Annotated in this window: 12 protein-coding genes; 8 read left to right on the top strand and 4 right to left on the bottom strand. The window is 71.1% G+C overall.

Annotated features, from left to right (window positions below; genetic code table 11):
* Positions 1-27: 27 nt before the first annotated feature.
* The 3 genes from ABGB14_RS25670 to fdxA form a co-directional block, all read right to left on the bottom strand.
* Positions 28-684 (bottom strand): DUF4178 domain-containing protein, encoded by a 657-nt coding sequence (locus ABGB14_RS25670; RefSeq protein ID WP_347646369.1) that lies wholly within the window; start codon positions 682-684, stop codon positions 28-30.
* A 90-nt stretch (positions 685-774) separates the two neighbouring features.
* Positions 775-1,845 (bottom strand): succinyldiaminopimelate transaminase, encoded by a 1,071-nt coding sequence (gene dapC / locus ABGB14_RS25665; RefSeq protein ID WP_347646368.1) that lies wholly within the window; start codon positions 1,843-1,845, stop codon positions 775-777.
* A 100-nt stretch (positions 1,846-1,945) separates the two neighbouring features.
* A complete protein-coding gene (gene fdxA, locus ABGB14_RS25660) occupies positions 1,946-2,272 on the bottom strand; it encodes a ferredoxin (RefSeq protein ID WP_195897498.1) in 327 nt (108 codons plus the stop codon).
* A gap of 104 nt (positions 2,273-2,376) precedes the next feature.
* Here fdxA and ABGB14_RS25655 point away from each other — a divergent pair, with 104 nt between their 5' ends.
* From ABGB14_RS25655 to ABGB14_RS25620, 8 genes are all read left to right on the top strand, one after another.
* Positions 2,377-2,607 carry a hypothetical protein gene (locus tag ABGB14_RS25655; RefSeq protein WP_347646367.1) on the top strand — a complete coding sequence of 77 codons (231 nt, stop codon included), beginning with the start codon at positions 2,377-2,379 and terminating at the stop codon, positions 2,605-2,607.
* 17 nt (positions 2,608-2,624) lie between these two features.
* Complete coding sequence (locus ABGB14_RS25650; RefSeq protein WP_347646366.1) at positions 2,625-3,695, top strand: ABC transporter substrate-binding protein; 1,071 nt, start codon at positions 2,625-2,627, stop codon at positions 3,693-3,695.
* A gap of 102 nt (positions 3,696-3,797) precedes the next feature.
* Positions 3,798-4,574 (top strand): methyltransferase domain-containing protein, encoded by a 777-nt coding sequence (locus tag ABGB14_RS25645; RefSeq protein WP_347646365.1) that lies wholly within the window; start codon positions 3,798-3,800, stop codon positions 4,572-4,574.
* Positions 4,575-4,686: 112 nt separating this feature from the next.
* Complete coding sequence (locus tag ABGB14_RS25640) at positions 4,687-7,347, top strand: hypothetical protein (protein ID WP_347646364.1); 2,661 nt, start codon at positions 4,687-4,689, stop codon at positions 7,345-7,347.
* Positions 7,348-7,351: 4 nt separating this feature from the next.
* A complete protein-coding gene (locus ABGB14_RS25635) occupies positions 7,352-9,184 on the top strand; it encodes a UvrD-helicase domain-containing protein (RefSeq protein ID WP_347646363.1) in 1,833 nt (610 codons plus the stop codon).
* Between the two features lie 50 nt (positions 9,185-9,234).
* Positions 9,235-11,079, top strand: a complete 1,845-nt coding sequence (locus ABGB14_RS25630; RefSeq protein ID WP_347646362.1) for a sigma factor-like helix-turn-helix DNA-binding protein — start codon at positions 9,235-9,237, stop codon at positions 11,077-11,079.
* Positions 11,080-11,099: 20 nt separating this feature from the next.
* Positions 11,100-12,464: a cysteine--tRNA ligase gene (gene cysS, locus ABGB14_RS25625; RefSeq protein ID WP_347646361.1), complete on the top strand. Its 1,365-nt coding sequence runs from the start codon at positions 11,100-11,102 to the stop codon at positions 12,462-12,464.
* Between the two features lie 129 nt (positions 12,465-12,593).
* Positions 12,594-15,080, top strand: a complete 2,487-nt coding sequence (locus ABGB14_RS25620; RefSeq protein WP_347646465.1) for a penicillin acylase family protein — start codon at positions 12,594-12,596, stop codon at positions 15,078-15,080.
* Between the two features lie 22 nt (positions 15,081-15,102).
* Here the strand turns inward: ABGB14_RS25620 and ABGB14_RS25615 are convergent, their stop codons facing one another.
* Entirely contained in the window at positions 15,103-15,525 is a 423-nt protein-coding gene (locus tag ABGB14_RS25615) for a hypothetical protein (RefSeq protein ID WP_347646360.1), read from the bottom strand.
* Between the last annotated feature and the right edge of the window lie 47 nt (positions 15,526-15,572).

Here is a 15,572-nt window from a genome sequence, read left to right as displayed (position 1 = left end):
GTCAGAAGGCCCGGCCAGGACGCCCGGTCAGGACGCCCTGCGCACGATGGAGATCGAGCCGGGCGGCAGCGGCTGGGCGTAGCAGGCCGTCCATGAGCGGCCCTGGATGCGTTCGAAGGAGAGCAGCCGCCCGTCCGACGCGCGGTAGTCGGCGAAGTCGAGCAGGCCCCTTTCGGGGTTTCCCGTGTCGCCCTCGCTCCTGAACGCGGCCGTGCCCCGCTCGATCGGGAAGAACTCCACGCCCTCCATGATCAGCATGCTCTTGGCCGGGACCATGCCCTGGGTGGGCACGTCGGTCCAGAGCAGCACCTCGAGGTGCGGCGGGTCGCCGTCGAGCACCTCCACCGACAACCACTGCAAGCGCCGCGAGCCGTCGCGCAGGAGATATTCGGTCCACTGGTTGCCCTGCCACGAGACGTGCATGGAGCCGAGCACGCGCGCCGGCGAGCCCTGCACCTCGATCCGGTCGCCGACCTGGATCGTGCGAGGGTCGGTGTAGTCGGTGCCGGCATGCCCGGGCGCGATCACCGGCGCGGCCAGCGGGGTCTCGACGGGAGCGACCTCAGCCGGCGGCGCGCTCGTCCGGCCCTTCCTGTCCTGTCGCAGGGTGGCCAGGAAGGCACCCAGCAACAGCAGGATGGTGACGATGCTCAGCCCGAGTACGACCATGGAGGTCATGCTCATCGATCAGCTCGCTCCACTCGCGGTCTGTCTCGGCAAAAGCTCTTATCAATTTATGCGTCAAGCCCGCGCGGCGGGCTATGTCGCGCGATCCTACTGGAGGCGGCGCACGGCCGCACCGATCCGCTCATCAGTGGCCGTGACGGCGATGCGGATGTGCCGCTCACCTGCCGGTCCGTAGAACTCGCCCGGCGCGACCAAAATGCCGATTTCGGAGAGCTTGCCCACCTGGTCCCAGGCGCTCTGCCCGTTCGACGCCCAGAAGTACAGCCCGGCCGTCGAGTGGTCGACGCGCCACCCGGCCCGCTCCAGCGCGGGCCGCAGCAGGGCGCGGCGGGCGGAGTAGAGCTCGCGCTGCCGGTCGGCGTGCGCGTCGTCGCCGAGCGCGGCCGTCATCGCCGCCTGGACGGGGGCGGGCATGATCATGCCCGCGTGCTTGCGCGTCTCCAGCAGCCGCTTGACCAGGACGGGGTCACCCGTCACGAACCCGGCTCGGTATCCGGCCAGGTTGGAGCGTTTGGAGAGCGAGTGGACCGCGAGCAGCCCTTCGTGGGAGCCGCCGCAGACGTCGGGGTGCAGGATCGAGACCGGCTCCTCCTCCCAGCCGAGCTCGATGTAGCACTCGTCGGAGGCCACGACCGTGCCGCGCTCGCGCGCCCACGCCACGACCTTGCGCAGGTGTTCGACCGGCAGCACCTTGCCCGTCGGGTTGCCGGGAGAGTTGACCCAGACGAGGTCGGCCCGCTCTGGGCCGAGCGCGAGCGTGCTGTCGGCGGCGGTCGCCACCGCACCGGCCAGCCGGGCGCCCACGTCGTAGGTGGGGTAGGCCAGCTCGGGGATGACCACCCGCCGTGCCCCGAGGTAGGTGGGCAGCCAGGCGACGAACTCCTTGGAACCGATCACCGGGAGCACGTCACGTTGGTCGACGGTGACGCCGTGCCGGCGGCGCAGCCACCCCGCGGCGGCCTCGCGCAGCGCCTTGGTGCCGTGGGTGAAGGGGTAGCCGGGACTGTCGGCCGCCTGGACCAGCGCGTCCTGGACGTTCTGGGGCACGGGGTCGACGGGCGTGCCGACCGACAGGTCGACGATGCCGCCGGGATGTGCCAGCGCGCGCTCCTTGTACGGCTCCAGCTTGTCCCAGGGGAAGTCGGGCAGGTTGTTCACGGTTCTCCAGGGTGTCACGTTGCCGTATCGAGCGCCGGGCATGCCTCGAGAACGGGGCGCACCCGGCCTGGATGCCCCCGCTCGCTCCGTGCCGGGACCGTCAGTGGTCCTCTGCCTGCGGCGGCAGGGCGGCCACCACCGGGTGGTCCTTCTCGATCTTTCCGACCTTCGAGGCGCCTCCGGGCGAGCCGAGGTCCTCGAAGAAGTCCACGTTCGCCTTGTAGTAGTCCTTCCACTGCTCGGGAAGGTCGTCCTCGTAGAAAATGGCCTCGACGGGGCATACAGGCTCACACGCGCCGCAGTCCACGCACTCGTCGGGGTGGATGTAAAGCATGCGCTCGCCCTCGTAGATGCAATCAACGGGGCATTCCTCGATGCACGCCTTGTCCAGGACGTCCACGCAAGGCTGCGCGATGACGTAGGTCACCTCGAGCTCCTTCTCTCCGCACCATGACATGACTCTGACCGCGGTTTGCTACGCCCTAGTATTGCCGTGCTTGCCGACTGGCCGAAACGGAGGGTGGCAAACTCGTGGCGGCACGGCTCGTCATCGCGATCACAAGTCAGGACATCGGCGCACGGATCACCACCCGCAGGCGCGTTCCAGAAGGCTTTCGCGACGCGGTGGGCATCCTCGTGTCGTGGGAGTCAGGGGTGCTGACCGTCCGCAAGAGGGACGGCACTCTGGTGGAGATTCCTGAAGAGACACTCGTAGCCGCCAGGGTCGTTCCGGCCGCGCCTCCTCGACCTGAACGGATGTAGCGGTAAGTATTCGTTGTGTGACTGTACGTACCTGCGCCGCCGCAGCAGCCATCCTCGCCAGCGCCGGATGCGGCGCGTCGTCCACCGACTCCGCCTCCACCGAGGCCAAGAACCTGCCGCCCGTCAACGCCCAGGCCGCCTCCATGAAGGCCGGCTTCGGCACCATGGAGCGGCTCGTCGAGGCCGCGGCGCGCGAGGGCGAGCTCAACGTGATCGCCCTGCCCCGCGACTGGGTCAACTACGGCGAGATCATCGACACCTTCGCCGACAAGTACAACGTCAAGGTCAACGAGCTCGAGCCCAACGCCGGCAGCAAGCGCCAGCTCGACGTCGCCGCGCAGCTCAAGCCCGACGTGTTCGACCTGACGATGGACGTGGCCGTCGCCGGAGCCGGGCGGTTCGCCCCGTACAAGGTGCAGGGCTGGCAGGACCTGCCCGACCAGGTCAAGGACCCGTCAGGCGGCTGGTACGCGGCCTACGGGGGCTACATGTCCATCGGGTACGACCCACGCGCCGTCAAGCCGCCCGCCTCCTTCGCCGACCTGCTGAAGCCCGGCTACCGGGTCGCGCTCGACGGCGACCCGCTGCGCTCGGCGTCGGCGTTCGACGGCGTGATGGCCGCTTCCATGCGGGCCGGCGTGCCGCAGCCGGCGCAGGGAGTGTCGCTGTTCGCCAAGCTCAAGCAGGCGGGCAGGCTCACCGAACCGGCCAAGGCCAACACGATCGTCGCCTGGGACCACCTGAACGCCGCCCGCAGCGCGCACCAGCCCGACGGCTGGAAGGTGACGATCCCTCGCGACGCCGCGCTCGGCGGCTACCACGTGCAGGCGATCAGCAAGACGGCGCCGCATCCGGCCGCCGCCCGGCTGTGGCAGGAGTTCCTGTTCTCCGACGAGGGCCAGAACCTGCTCATGAAGGGGTTCGCCCGGCCGGCGCGCACCGAGGCGATGCGCATGAAGGGCACGCTCGACGCCGAGCAGGCCGCGAAATTGCCCAAGGCGCCCGGCCCTCCGGTCATCCTGACGATTCCGCAGGCAGACGCGGCGAAGGCGTACCTCAAGCGGCAATGGGCGAAGAGCATGGGATGAGTCCGATGTGACTTGATATGTCGTAGGGACGTTCAGGCTCTAAAGTGAACGGACAGCACGGCCACGGGGGCCCGATGTCTGATCGAATGTGAGCTGATCGTCTTGCGATACGACACGCCGAGTTTGGAGCGGTGGAACAGTCGCGCCTACGACAGCAGCTTCGGCTACGTCTCGACCCAGGGCGCGCCACTGGTCGACCTGCTCGACCCGCGACCCGGAGAGCGCGTGCTCGACCTCGGGTGCGGCACCGGAGTGCTCACCGCCCAGATCGCCTTCAGAGGCGCCGACGTGCTCGGCATCGACGGCTCAGCCAAGATGATCGAGAAAGCGCTGGCCCAGTATCCGGGCATCAACTTCATCGTCGGTGACGGGCACGACTTCACCGTCGTCGAACCGTACGACGCGGTCTTCTCCAACGCGGCGCTGCACTGGATGAGCCGCGACCCCGGCACCGTGATCGCGAACGTCCGCGAGGCGCTCACGCCTGGCGGACGTTTCGTCGCCGAGATGGGCGGAGCGGGCAACTGCGCCGAGCTGACCGCGGCCATGCTCACCGCCTGGCGGGAATACGGCCTGCGCGAACCGGACCTGCCGTGGTATTTTCCCACGCCTGCCGAGTACGCCCGGCGTCTCGAACAGGAGGGTTTCGTCGTCAGGTTGCTCGAATACTTCGACCGGCCGACGCCCCTCGACGAGTGCCCGGGCGGAGCCGCCGACTGGGTGAACACGTTCGCCGCCTCGGTGCTCGAGGGGCTCCCGCCGAACATCGTGGGGCCCCTGCTGCGGCGCGTCAACGAACTGGCCGCCCCTGCGCTGCGCAGGGAGAGCGGCTGGATGGCCGACTACGTGCGCCTACGCTTTGCCGCTGTTCGGCGCTGATGCGTAGTGCATGATGCGTAGGGCTGTTTTGCCGGACTATGGTCTGTTCCGTGGGCGGCGAGACTATGGCTGCACCGCTGCGGCGGCGTGAGGGGCTGGTGAACGGAACGGGATGAATTTCTGCCTGAGCGACCTCGTACCACCGTTGAGGTGGAGCGACGCGTCGACGATCACGCTACTCACCGGGCAACCGGACCTGCCGGACGCGTGGTGGCGCACCCTGCCCATGCCACACGTGCTCGCGGCCATCGGCCCGGAGTCGCTGGGCGAGCTGCTCACGGAGATCGCCCTGGAGCACTGGCCCGCGGCGACGGTGGGCGACGTCCTGCCGGCACTGCACGTCCTGGACCCCGACGAGGCCGACGAGCCCGCCGTCGCCATCGCGCTCGACCGGGCCGGCTCGTGGGCGGGACTGCTGGCGCTGACCAGCCGGGAGCTGGTCGACCAGCCTTTCATCCAGGCGCGGCCGGTGCTGAACACGCTGTTCTCCGCGGTCCTGGTACGCCTCGCGCGCCCGCGTCCTGAGCACCCGGTGCCGGCGGCCGAGGCCGCGGCCTCGGTCGGCCCGATCGTGGCCCCCGCACCGGCGCACGGCTCCGAGCCCGTCGCCGCCGGCCTGGAGCCCGCGCGGAGGGCCGGGGAGCCGCCCCGCGAGACCTCGCGGAGAGGGCGCGCCTCTCAGGCGCGTGCAGCCGAGCACCCGGCGGAGGGCGCCGAGCACTCCGTCGCCGCCGTCCGGCCGGGCGCTGAGCACTCCGCCGCGGCCGACCAGCAGGGCGAGGGTCAGGAGGCCGTCGAGGCGGGTCAGCTCCGCAGGCGGGCCGCCGAGCACGAGACGCCTCAGGCGGCCGGTGAGCGTGCCGCCGAGGCGCCGGCACGGTTCGCCGCCGAACCGGGCGAAGCCGCGCCAGTGACCGACCGCGACGCTGAGGCCGACCGCGACGCTGAGGCCGCGAGTGCCGAGCAGGTCGCGGAAGCCGGCGCCAATGCCGCGAGTGTTGCGCAGGTGGTGGAGTCCGCGGCTGAGGCCGTGAGCCCGGAACGGGTAGCGGAGCCTGAGACTGCGGAATCCGCGGCTGAGGCCGTGAGCCCGGGGCCGGTCGTGGAGGCCGAGGCCGAGGCGGGCGGCCCCGCGCACGGTGTGGAGAGCCCGGAGAAGGGTGCTGAGAAGGGCCAGGAGAAGGGCGCTGACCAGCCGGCCGAGCTCCGGTCCGAGAACCCTCCGTTCGAGCAGCCAGAACAGTTCCAGGGTGAGCAGGCTCGCCCGGCGGACTTCCCGCAGGCACCAGCCGAGCAGGCGGAGGCCGAGCAGGCGCGACCCGACGCGCAGCCGTCGGAGGGGTATTCCTCCGTAGAGGCTGCGCCCGCCGCGGAGGCGGGGCAGTCGTGGCAGCCGTTCGGCGGGCGGGCGGAAAGCGCGGGCGACGCCCTCGCGCCCGGTCAGGACGTGCTGGAGTCCTCCCCCGAGGCTGCGGAGCCGGTGAGCGCGGCCGGGCAGGAGCCCGCGCACCAGCGCAACGCCGCGCCGGAATCCGAGCCCCAGGTCGTGGCAGCGCCGGAATCCGAACCTCAGGCCGTGGCGATGGAGTCCGGACCCCAGTCCGACGCGGCGCCGGAGCCCGGGCCTCGGGCCGATGCGGCGCCGGCGCATGAGTCCCAGGGCGATGGGGCGGTGTCCGGACCGGGCACCGTGGAGCCCGAACCGGTGGCGGAGGCGGCCGGGCGCGAGCAGCCGTTGCCGGCGCTCATCGAGGCCGCGTTCGCCGGGCTGGACGACAAGAGCTGGGCGGTGGCGCAGAACCGGATCTTCACCGACGAGCCCTCGGCGGTGGACCAGCTGGCCAAGCTCTTCGCCGTCCCGCCGGCGGAGATCGCCGCCACCGAGGACGAGCTGCGCGCCCGCCTCGACCAGTGGCTGGCCAGCGAGGAGGCGGCGCCGTACCGCGCCCACCTGGACGACCTGGTGCGGACGCTGGGCCCGGCCGCCCCCAAGGAGCAGCTCATCGGCGCGGCCGACTGGCACCAGGTGGAGATCCGCGCGCTGGAGGTGCCCGCCTGGCAGTTCGTCCTGGCGACCCTCGCACCCCAGCCCCAGCCCCAGCCCCAGGCCGCCCAGGCACCGCAGGCGCAGTCGGCGTTCGGCCCGGTTCAGGCGGCTCCCCCGCCGGCCGGCCCGCCGCAGTTCCAGGCGTTCGCGCCGGTCGCGCCTGCGGGCGAGTCGAACGGCGGCTCCGCCGACGAGGGCGGCCAGCCGTACCAGCCGTTGAAGGACGTCTCCCAGACCCGGCGCTGTTTCCGGCAGCCTGACGGGCGCTGGTGGTTGCGCATCGACGTGACCGCCGAGCAGCTCGCGGGCGGCGAGTGCCCGCTGCCGACGGGGTTCGCGTCGTACCTGGGCCTGTCGCCGGGTGAGAGCAGGACGGTCAGGAGCGCCGCGGGCGAGCTGACGATGACGTGGCACGGCAAGCCGGTGCTCGAGTCGATCGAGCGCCTCCTGGTCGACGTGGGCGCGCGCGAGGGCGGGCACCTGTTCCTGACCTTGTCGGACGAGGGCGTGCTCAGGGCCAGGCACCTGCCGGTCGCCGCCCAGGGCGCGGAGAAGATCACCAAGGCGCTGCGCCTGGTCGGGTACACCGCCCCGGGAGGCACCAGGGACCAGGCGGCCCGGGTCATCGCCACCAGGATCGGGATGACGGGCCCGGTCAGCCTGCCCGACCTGCTCACCAGGCTCCGCGAGCGCGGGGACCGCGACCTGCTCGCTCTCCTGGACTGAGCCGGTGCCGCGGCTCGCGATCGGCCCTGGGTTTCCCAGGGAGCTCAGCGCACTGGCGCCGCCGGTGCGCAGGGATGCCGTGGTCGCGCTGCGCCGGTTCCTGCTGAACGTGGCCGGCGCCCCGCATCCGCAGCGGGTGCGGGGCGCCAGGGACGCGAGGGTCGCGACGCTGCGCCTGGCCGAGGGGCATCGCGGGGTGGTGGTGCGGCAGCGGGACGTGTTCTGGCTGCGTACGGTGCTGCCCGACCCGGAGGCCTGGTCGTACGCGCAGCGTCACAGGTTCGGCGTCAACCCGGTGCTCGGCGTGATCGAGGAGTGGGACGCCGAGGCGCTCGAACGGGTGGAGCCCGCGTTACGCAGGTCGGTGCGCAAGCCTGGGCTGTTCGCCCCGATCTGCGACGGCGATCTGCTCGCGCTCGGCCTGGACTTTCACGCGCTGCCGCTGTTCAGGCTGGTCACGACCGAGGCCGACGTGGCGGCGCTGGAACCCCTGCTGCCGCCCACCCAGCACGCCCCGCTCGCGGTGCTCGCCCGTGGCGGCACGCTGGCGCAGGCGTGGCGGGAGCTGGACGCCTGGCGTGCCTCGTCCGAGGAGCCGGGGCCGGTCGACCCCGACGATCTGTACGCGGCGCTGCTGCGCAGCCCGGACCGGGCGGTGTTCGTGGCCGGCAAGGTGGAGCTCGACCGGGTGTTGCGCGCGCCTGACTGGTGCACGTTCCTGCATCCGCCGCAGCACCGGCTGGCCAGGGCCGCGCGCTACGAGCACCCGGTGCTGGTGGTGGGCGGAGCGGGCACGGGCAAGACCGTCGTCGCCCTGCACAGGGCCGCTCATCTGGCCGCGCACGGCGCGGGACCGGTGTTGCTCGTGACGTTTTCCCAAGGGCTTGCCGAAGAACTGTCTGCGAAACTCGACCTTCTGATCGATGATGAGGTGGTGCGTAAGCGGGTCGAGGTGGACAACGCCGATCGCCTGGCCATGCGGATCGTGACCGACGCGGAGGGCCGGCGACCGGCGCTGGTCGGGCAGGGGGCGCGCTCGCTGGCCGAGCTGACCGACGAGGCGCTCAGGCTGCTGTCGCGCGCGACGGGCGACCTGCTCGACGACGTCGATCCGGGGCACAAGCCGTACCGTCACATCGTGGTGGACGAGGCGCAGGACGTCAGCCCGGCCCAGTGGCGGCTGCTGCGGGCGGCGGCGCCGCACGCGCGCGACGACCTGTTCGTGGTCGGCGATCCGCACCAGCGGGTCACCGACGCGCGGGTGGCGCTGGGCGCGGTCGGCATTCCCGCCGTCCAGCACACGCTCAAGCTCTCCTGCCGCCTGCCGCAGGAGCTGCTGTCGTTCGTGGTCAGGCTGCGCGGCGGCGGCCTCGCGCCCGGCCTGGTCAAGGGCGCCACCGACATGTACGGCCTGCGCTCGGCTCGCGACGGCGCCCGGCCGGTGGTCAGGGCGTACGCCACCCAGGAGGAGGAGCTGGAGGGGCTGCGGACCGTGGTCGAGTCGTGGCTGGCGGACGGCGTGCCCGCCGAGGAGATCGCGGTCGGCGCCCGTGACGTCCGGCATGTGCGTGCCGCACGGCGGGCGCTGTCGGGCCTGGACGTGCGCGCGTGGGCCTTCCCTCACCTGAAGGGGCTCGAGTTCGAGCGGGTGGCGCTGGTCGGAGTGGCGGAGGGCGTGGTGCCCGAGCCGCCGCCGGAGGAACCGCCGGAGGATCCGCACTCCAGGGCTCGTGCGCTGCAGCGCGAACGGAGCATACTGTTCGTCGCCTGCACCCGTGCCCGCTCGATGCTCTATATCTCCCATTCCGGACGAGGGAGCCCCTTTTTGTCCCTCTGATCACATAGTCTGAACTGCGGATATAACGTCCCATTGCCGGTTGGACCTCAATGAACCTCAGCCTGAGCGACCTCGCGCCACCACTGCGCTGGACCTCCCCTGGTCAGATTGCGCCGATCGTGGAGGAGCCGCAGCTGCCCGAGGCCTGGTGGCAGGCGATTCCTCTCGACCGTGCCTGCGCCATCGCCGGCACGCAGACCGTGGCGGGCCACCTGGCCGGCCTGGCCATGGCCTGCTGGGGTCATCTGATGCTCGGCGACATCCTGCCGCTGCTGCGCTTCTCCGACCCCGCCGAGGCCGAGCGGACGCCGGAGACGCTGGGCAAGGACGTGGTGCAGAAACTGTTCACCGGCGTGTTCGAGCGGCTGCTCGAACCCCTCCCCGAGGCCGTGCCCGCGCCGTCCAGGGCGGACAAACCGCTGCCCGAGCTGATCGACGACCTGTTCGGAGCGCTGGACGACCGGCAGCGGGCCATCGCCCGCGACCGGCTGTACGCTACGCAGCGGGCCACGCTCGACGAGCTGGCGCAGCGGTTCTCCGTGACGCGCGAGCGGATCAGGCAGATCGAGCGCGACCTGCGCGAGCACGTGGAGGCCTGGCTGGCCAAGCCGGAGGCCGCCGCGGTGGCCGCGCACGTGTCGTGGCTGCGCGGCCGGCTGGGCTCGGCCGTGCCCGCCGACGACCTGCAGGCCGCGGTCCCGTGGCACGCCGCCGAGCTGCGCAGCCTGGGCATCCCGGCGTGGCGGTTCGTACGCACGCTGCTGACCGGCTACGAGCAGTCCGACGGCTGGCTCGTGGCGGGCGGGGCGGACGACCTGAGGGAGAAGACCCGCCAGCTGTTCGCCGACGGGCCCCACCCCCTCGCCGAGGCCGTGACCATGGTCGCCCAGCTCGGCGTGCGGGAGGACGTCGCGGAGCGGTGGATCCTGAGCGTGCCGCACCTGCGCGTGCTGGGCACGCACGTGGTGCCGTGGCCGCGCAGCGTCAACGAGAAGGCGGAGGCGGTGCTGGCGGTGGCCGGCACGCCGCTGTCGCCCGAGGAGATCCAGGAGCGCATCGGCGAGGACTACAGCCTGGTCGGAATCCGCAACCAGCTCACCGCCGACGACCGCTTCCGCCGGATCGACCGCAACAAGTACGGCCTGACCCGCTGGGGCGGCGACGAATACCTGGGGATCAGGGAGATGATCGCCCGGGAGATCGAGCGGGCCGGCGGCGAGGCGTCGGTGAGCACGATCGTGACCAACCTGACCTCCCGCTACGACGTGAGCGAGAGCTCGGTGCGGGCCTACTCCGGCGGCCCCGGGTTCGAGCGGACGCAGCGGGGCTGGATCCGGGTGGCGGGCACCTCGCCGAGCGGGGAGGCGGAGCCGTACCATCCGCGCAAGGGCGTGGCGGAGACGCGGCGCAGCTTCCGCTCACGCGACGGGCGCTGGTGGCACCGGGTGGACATCAACGCCGAGCACCTGCGCGGCTCCGGCTCGCCGCTGCCGACCGGGTTCGCGGCGTACCTGGGGATGGCGCCAGGCGGGTCGCTGACCGCCTCCACGCCGTCAGGTGACGTGGTGATCAGCTGGCACAACCAGCCCACCATGGGGTCGATCCGCAACGTGCTGGCCGACTTCAAGGCGAGCGACGGCGACCACGTGTTCCTGACCGTGTCGGACGGCGGCGAGTTGCTGACGCGCCACATGCCCGCCGCGCCGCCCGGCATGCCGCCGCTCAACCGGGCCCTCTACCTCATCGGGATCACCGCACCGGTCAACTCGGAGATCGAGGGGCTGCGGCTGATCGGGGCCAGGATCGGGGCGTCCGACCTCGCCACGCGCGACGAGATCCTGGACAGGCTGCGCGAGCGCGGCGACAGGGACATCCTCGGTTTCCTGGGCGGATGACCTCGGGCTAAGCTCGGCAGATGGTGCGGATCTACGACACGCGCACCCGGCAGGTCGAGGAGATCGCCGCCGGGCGGGCGGTGCGGATGTACACGTGCGGGCCGACGGTCTACCGCCACGCGCATGTGGGCAACCTGCGCACCTACCTGCTGTCCGACCTGCTCAGACGGGTTCTGGAGCTGCGGCGGGTGCGCGTGCTGGCCTGCCAGAACATCACCGACGTCGGCCACCTCGCCGACGACGCCGACGAGGGCGAGGACAAGGTCCTCGCGCAGGCGCGGGCCGAGGGCCGCCCGGTGAGCGAGCTCGCCCGCTTCTACGAGGACGCCTTCAGACGTGACACCAGCGCGCTCGGCCTGCGGCCTCCCGAGCACATGCCGCGCGCGAGCGAGCACATCGACCTGATGATCGAGCTGATCGCCAAGCTGATCGAGAAGGGGCACGCGTACGCGGTGCCGGACGGGTCGGTCTTCTTCGACGTACAAACCTTTCCCTCGTACGGCGAAATTTCCGGTAACCGGCTGGACGCGCTCAAGCCCGCCCACCGCATCGACGCCGTCGACCCCCGCAAACGTTTCCACGCCGACTGGGCCCTGTGGAAACCCGCCACAGGCGAGCTGAGCTGGGACGCGCCGTGGGGGCGCGGTTTCCCCGGCTGGCACGTGGAGTGCTCGGCCATGTCGCTGCGCTATCTCGGGTCGCGCTTCGAGATCCACACCGGCGGCATCGACCTGAGGTTCCCGCACCACGAGGACGAGCGGGCACAGTCCGACGCGGCCGCCGGGCACGAGGTCGTGCGCCACTGGGTGCACGGTGAGCACCTGCTGTTCGACGGGCGCAAGATGGCCAAGTCCACCGGCAACGTGGTGCTGCTCTCCGACGTGGCCGACGCCGGCCTCGACCCGCTGGCGCTGCGCCTGGCCTTCATGGAGCACCGCTACCGCCAGCAGCTCAACCTGACCTGGGAGACGTTGCGGGCCGCCGACCGCACGCTGCGCAGGTGGCGCTCGCGGGTGGCCGAGTGGTCGGAGTCGGTCAGCGCGCCCATGCCCCGCGACCACGTGGCGCGGGTGGAGGCGGCCATCGAGGACGACCTCGACACGCCGTCGGCGCTGCGCGCCCTGCGGGAGCTGGAGCGGGACGAGTCGGTGGCGCCTGGGGCGAAGCTCGAGGCGTTCCTGCACCTGGACCAGGTGCTGGCGCTGGACCTGCCGAGCGAGATCGGCAAGACGCGGGTGCTGCCGCCAGGGGCCGGGGAGTTGCTGGAGGCCCGCGCCCGGGCCCGCGAGACGAGAGACTGGGGGGCGTCCGACCGGCTCAGGGACGAACTCGCCGAGATGGGGGTCCGCGTGGCCGACACCCCGGAGGGGCAGACCTGGGCCTGATCTTCGGGTCCTGATCCTGTGGCCGGCGCTCCGCGCGCCCGTTGCGACGTTCCAAGGAGTGATCTTCGGCTGTCAGACTTGATGCCAGTTTCGGCATGATGGAGGTAGTCGGTGAGGCCCTATGCGTGGATGCCGTGGCCGTTGCGGTGGTTCGCTCGGGTGTTGACCGTTCTGCTCGCGCTGGCGCTGGTGCTTGCGGGAGTGCTTGTCGTCACGGTGCGGACGTCGTTCCCTCAGGTGGATGGATCGCTACGGTTGCCGGGTTTATCCGGAAAAGTGGAGATTTATCGCGATAAATCAGGGATTCCGCACATCTACGCTGGCACTGCCGCGGACCTGTTCATGGCCCAGGGGTTCGTCCACGCCCAGGACCGCTTCTTCGAGATGGACTTCCGGCGCCACATGACCGCCGGCCGCCTCTCGGAGCTCTTCGGAGCCTCAACGCTCAAGACCGACAAGGCGCTCAGGACCATGGGCTGGCGCCGGGTCGCCGAACAGGAGCTCGGCGGGCTGGCCCCGGAGACGCGCGACAACCTCAACGCGTACGCCAAGGGCGTCAACACCTGGCTCGCCGCCAACCCCAACGCCTCCGACCGCAGCCTCGAATACTCCGTGCTGAAGCTCCAGAACGGCGCCTACCAGCCGGAGAAGTGGACCGCGGCCGACTCCGTGGCCTGGCTCAAGGCCATGGCGTGGGACCTGCGCTCCAACGTGGAGAGCGAGATCGACCGCGCGCTCGCGCTCACCAAGCTGCCCAAGGAGCGGGTCGACCAGCTCTACCCCGGCTATCCGTACGACCGCCACTCCCCGATCGTCACCCAGGGCACGCTCGCCCGGGGCCACTTCGACCAGGAGGCGGAGCCACGGCGGCGGGCCGGCCGGCTGCTCACCCAGGCGGCCGCGGCCCTTGACGCCGTGCCGGACACCATGAGCACCGAGGATCGCGAGGGCATCGGGTCGAACTCGTGGGTGGTCTCCGGCGCGAACACGGCCACCGGCAAGCCGCTGCTGGCCAACGACCCGCACCTGGCCCCGCAGATGCCCTCCGTCTGGTACCAGGCGGGGCTGCACTGCAGGAAGCTCACGGAGGAGTGCCCGTACGACGTGACCGGGTTCACCTTCTCCGGCGTGCCCGGAGTGATCATCGGGCACACCGACAAGATCTCGTGGGGCTTCACCAACCTCGGGCCCGACGTGGCCGACCTCTTCCTCGAGCAGGTGGAGGGCGACACGTACCTCTACCAGGGCGAGCGGCTGAAGCTGGCGACCAGGAAGGAGCAGATCAAGGTGGCCGGCGGCGACCCGGTCACGATCACGGTGAGAAGCACCCGGCACGGGCCGCTGATCAACGAGGTGATCGACACCGCCCGGCCCAGCGGCGAGGCCAACGCGGTGGCCCTGCAGTGGACGGCGCTGACGCCGGGGCGGACGGTCGACGCCATTTTCGAGCTCAACAGGGCGAGCGACTGGGAGCAGTTCAAGGCGGCGGCAGCGCTGTTCGACGTGCCCGCCCAGAACCTGATTTATGCCGACACATCAGGCAAGATCGGCTACCAGGCCCCCGGACGCATCCCCGTACGCGAGAACGGCGACGGCACCTGGCCGGTCCCCGGATGGACGGGCGAGTACGACTGGAAGCCGGAGCCGATCCCGTTCGACCGGCTGCCGTCCGTGGAGGACCCGGCCGACGGGTTCATCGTCACGGCGAACAACGCCGTCATCGACCCCGCGCGCTACCGCCCCCTGCTGACCAAGGACTGGTCGTACGGCTACCGCTCCGAACGCATTCGCGACCTCATCGAGGAGGCGCTCGAAAAGGGCCCGATCGACGCGGCGGCCATGGCGCGCATCCAGCAGGACACCTACAACGGCTTCGCGGAGACGCTGATCCCGGCGCTGATGCGGGTCGACCTGGCGGGGCCCGGCGGCCAGGCCAGGCAGCTGCTGAAGACGTGGGACAGGCGGGAGGACCTCGACTCCGCGGCGGCCGCGTACTTCAACGCCGTGTGGCGCCAGGTGCTCGTGCTGACCTTCAACGACGACCTGCCCGAGCAGGCCAGGCCGGCCGGCGGCGACCGATGGTACGAGGTCGTCAGGCTGCTGCTCGCCGCCCCCGGCGACCCCTTCTGGGACGACGTCACCACGAAGAACCGCAAGGAGACCCGCGACGACATCCTGCGCCAGGCGATGGCCTCGGCTCACCAGGAGCTGGCCGACCGGCTCGGCGACGACGTCACGTCATGGCGCTGGGGCGACCTGCACCGGCTGGAGCTGGTCAACGGCTCGCTGGGGACCTCGGGCATCGCGCCGGTCGAGGCGCTGTTCAACCGCGGCCCGCTGTCCGTGGCCGGCGGCAAGGACGCGGTCAACGCCACGGGGTGGAACGTGCAGAGAGGGTACGAGATCACCGCCGTCCCGTCGATGCGCATGATCGTCGATCTGTCCGACCTGGACAGATCCCGGTGGATCAACCTGACGGGCGCCTCCGGGCACGCCTTCCACGACAACTACGGGGACCAGGCGGAGGTCTGGGCGCGAGGAGAGCTGCTGCCGATGTTGTCCACGCCGGAGTCGGTCAGGAAGGCGGCCGTGCACACGCTCAGGCTCAACCCCTGAGGGCGTTGTTTTACAGCGGCTGTCAATCGCCGCTCCTGCGCGTTCGCCACCGGAGGGGAGCGCGCGGGTAGCCGCCGTCCTCCAGATCGGCGAGGCGCTCGAAGACGTTGTAGGACGCGCGGTCCCCGCAGACGATCGCCGAGACGAGCATGGCGACCAGATAGAGCGGCAGCATGGGCAGCCCTGCGCACCACGCCCACTGGGTTGCGTGCCGGTCCTCGTGCAGGACGAGCCGGTGGTTCAGCGAGTTGCTCCTGGTCAGGACCACGTTTCCGATGGTGAACGCGCTCGCGGCAGGGAAACGGTAGCGGTAGCCGAAGGCCAGGATCAGCCCGTTGGGGCCGGGTTGCCGGGTGGCGCCGCCGATGCGGGCGATGAGCAGGCCGAGCGGGGTGGCGAGGTTCAAAGAGTTCGCCACACGCCGGAACCGGAAGCGCTTGTCCATGCGTCTCAGTCTTGACCGATCTTGACAACTCGGAATAATGGCCAGGG

It is taken from the genome of Nonomuraea sp. B10E15, from assembly GCF_039871615.1.
In the GTDB taxonomy this organism is placed as follows: domain Bacteria; phylum Actinomycetota; class Actinomycetes; order Streptosporangiales; family Streptosporangiaceae; genus Nonomuraea.
This window is presented reverse-complemented; position numbering and strand designations above follow the sequence as displayed.

Excerpts from the sequence above, each read along its gene's own strand:
- ABGB14_RS25670 (WP_347646369.1), bottom strand. The coding sequence starts at position 684 with ATGAGCATGACCTCCATGGTCGTACTCGGGCTGAGCATCGTCACCATC.
- ABGB14_RS25640 (WP_347646364.1), top strand. The coding sequence starts at position 4,687 with ATGAATTTCTGCCTGAGCGACCTCGTACCACCGTTGAGGTGGAGCGAC.
- ABGB14_RS25630 (WP_347646362.1), top strand. The coding sequence starts at position 9,235 with ATGAACCTCAGCCTGAGCGACCTCGCGCCACCACTGCGCTGGACCTCC.
- cysS (WP_347646361.1), top strand. The coding sequence starts at position 11,100 with ATGGTGCGGATCTACGACACGCGCACCCGGCAGGTCGAGGAGATCGCC.
- ABGB14_RS25620 (WP_347646465.1), top strand. The coding sequence starts at position 12,594 with ATGCCGTGGCCGTTGCGGTGGTTCGCTCGGGTGTTGACCGTTCTGCTC.
- ABGB14_RS25615 (WP_347646360.1), bottom strand. The coding sequence starts at position 15,525 with ATGGACAAGCGCTTCCGGTTCCGGCGTGTGGCGAACTCTTTGAACCTC.